General features: G+C 62.5%; 2 protein-coding genes. Both read left to right on the forward strand.

All coding sequences use genetic code 11. The features are described 5' to 3' along the window. A partial coding sequence (locus tag ACF8RA_RS12595; protein ID WP_392488200.1) for a phosphopantetheine-binding protein occupies positions 1-329 on the forward strand: 329 nt, incomplete at its 5' end. An 11-nt stretch (positions 330-340) separates the two neighbouring features. Continuing rightward, on the forward strand, positions 341-1,887 hold a 1,547-nt coding region (locus tag ACF8RA_RS12600), incomplete at its 3' end, for a condensation domain-containing protein (RefSeq protein WP_392488201.1).

The raw sequence follows: 1,887 nt of genomic DNA on the forward strand, positions 1-1,887 counted from the left end.
GCTACGTGGCCCCGCGCAACGCGCTGGAGCAACAGATCGCGGCGATCTGGGCAGACGTGCTGAAGCTCGAAAGGGTTGGCCTGAACGATGGCTTCTTCGCCCTGGGTGGCCATTCGCTGTCGGCCACCCAGGTGATCGTGCGTGTTCGCGAGGCGACTGGCATCGACGCCACTTTGAAGGAGCTGTTCGAGCATCCCCTGCTGGCGGATTTCTCGCGTCGCCTCGAAGAGAAAAATCAGCAAATCGATCCGATTCAGGCAGAACTGGCTAAATCGCTGGAGGCGCTCAAACGTCTAACCACGGAGGAAATTGATGAACTGATTTCATAGGGGATACATCAGTGCAAGCGTTGCTCGACTCCGTCAAATCGTTGTCCACCAAAGAGCGTCACGCTCTGGCCATGCTCCTGAAGCGTCAGGGAATCAACTTGTACGGAGTCGCGCCGATCCCTGCGAGAGCGCCGGGGGAGGCGCTGGCGTTGTCCTACGCCCAGCAGCGGCAATGGTTTCTCTGGCAAATGGACCCCCAGGGCAGCGCATACAACATTCCGGTCGCCCTGCGTCTGAAGGGCGATCTTGACCTTCAGGCGCTACAGGCCAGCTTCGATGCCCTGATCGCGCGACACGAAACCCTGCGTACCACTTTTCACCTCGACAGTGACCAGCCGGTGCAGGTGATTCACCCCGAAGCGCCCGTCGAGCTGGTCATCGATACACTCAAGGCCGTCGATGCCGATGCCAGCGCGGCATTGAAGGCATGGGTCGAGCAGGAAGTTCAGCAGCCATTCGACCTTGAGCAGGGGCCCTTGCTGCGGGTCAAGCTGCTGCGTTTGGCGGCGGATGACCATGTACTGGTGTTGACCCTGCACCACATCGTCTCCGATGGCTGGTCGACACCTATCATGGTCGACGAGCTGGTGCGTTTCTACGAGGCCGGCAAGTCCGGGCAGGTGCTGCAATTGCCGCCGCTCCCTGTGCAGTATGCCGACTACGCGCTGTGGCAACGGCAGTTCATGGAAGCGGGTGAACGCGAGAAGCAACTGGGCTACTGGACGGCCCATCTGGGGGACGAACAGCCGGTACTGGAGTTGCCGCTGGACCGCCCGCGCGGTGCAGTGCAGAGCCATGCAGGGGCACGCCTCGACATCGCCATTGCCGATGCGCTGGCAGATTCGCTGAAGCAGTTGGCCAAGCGTCAGGGCGTGACGCTGTTCACCTTGCTGCTGGCAAGCTTCCAGGCGTTGTTGCACCGCTACAGCGGGCAGAACGACATCCGCGTCGGCGTCCCGATCGCCAACCGCACTCGCAGCGAAGTCGAGGGGCTCATCGGCTTTTTCGTCAACACCCAGGTCCTCAAGGCCGAATTCGACCTGAGCACCACCTTCGACGCGCTGGTCGCGCAAGTTCACCAGGCCGGGCTCGGCGCACAGGCGCATCAGGACCTGCCGTTCGAGCAACTGGTCGAAGCCCTGCAGCCAGAGCGCAGCCTCAGCCATAGCCCGTTGTTCCAGGTGATGCACAACCACGGCAGCGAGGGCAGGGGCCAGACGCGGCGCCTGCCAGGCCTGACCCTGGAGGCGCTCGACTGGGAAATCCATACCACTCAGTTCGACCTTGCATTGAACACTGTCGAGCATGAACACGGCATTGGTGCGTTCCTGACCTACGCAACGGCCTTGTTCGACGAAGCCACCATTGCCCAGCTCGCCGGGCACTGGCAGGGCCTGTTGGCCGCCATCGTCGCCCAGCCGCAGCAGCGCATCGCCGAGCTGCCGCTGTTGAATGCCGCGCAGCAGCAACAGGTGGTCTACGACTGGAACCGCACCCACGCCGACTACCCGCTGGAGCAGTGCCTGCAGCAACTGATCGAGGCGCAAGTCGCCGCCAC

This window comes from Pseudomonas sp. FYR_5, assembly GCF_043106315.1.
In the GTDB taxonomy this organism is placed as follows: domain Bacteria; phylum Pseudomonadota; class Gammaproteobacteria; order Pseudomonadales; family Pseudomonadaceae; genus Aquipseudomonas; species Aquipseudomonas putida_Y.